Raw genomic sequence first — 703 nt, 5'->3', positions numbered from 1 at the left:
GCGCGGAAAAGCTGGCGTCAGTCCATGAAGCGCAACACCAAATCAACGATCTTCCTGAACGTTCGTTCTACGTCCGCTCGGGCGGCAAGCGTCTTTTCGATGTCGTTGTTGCGGCAAGCCTGCTGCTTTTCCTTCTGCCGATCATGCTGGTGATTGCCGTTGCGGTGGCGATCCAGGGCGGGCTTCCGGTGCTGTTCAGCCACAAGCGGATCGGCCGCGGCGAAGCGACGTTCGGTTGTCTCAAGTTCCGCTCCATGGTGCGGGATGCGGATGTCCAGCTAGCCCGTCTTTTGCAGAGCGATCCTGCCAGCCGCAGGGAATGGGAGGAGACGCAGAAGCTTCGGGTCGATCCGCGGGTACATGCCGTCGGCAACCTGCTGCGGAAGTCGAGCCTCGACGAGTTGCCGCAGCTTTTCAATGTCTTGCGCGGTGAAATGAGCCTTGTCGGCCCGCGTCCGATCGTGGCTGCGGAGGTGATCCGCTACGGCAGGCAGTTCCGGCACTACACGGCGGTTCGTCCGGGCCTGACGGGCCTTTGGCAGGTCAGCGGCCGCAGCGATGTCGGCTATGGCGAGCGCGTCGCGTTCGACAGCCAATATGTCCAGGAAATCGGCTTCTGGTCGGATCTGCGTATCCTTATGAAGACAGCATGGGTTGTCGTTGCCGGACGCGGCAGTTGCTGAGCCACAGAATATTGCTCGGT

At 61.3% G+C, this 703-nt stretch carries 1 protein-coding gene; it reads left to right on the top strand.

Features of this window, described 5'->3' with window-relative positions:
- On the top strand, positions 1-683 hold a 683-nt coding region (locus tag ACZL02_RS24350), incomplete at its 5' end, for a sugar transferase (protein ID WP_472941270.1).
- Positions 684-703: the final 20 nt, after the last annotated feature.

It is taken from the genome of Mesocryomonas fontinalis, assembly GCF_055730125.2.
This window is presented reverse-complemented; position numbering and strand designations above follow the sequence as displayed.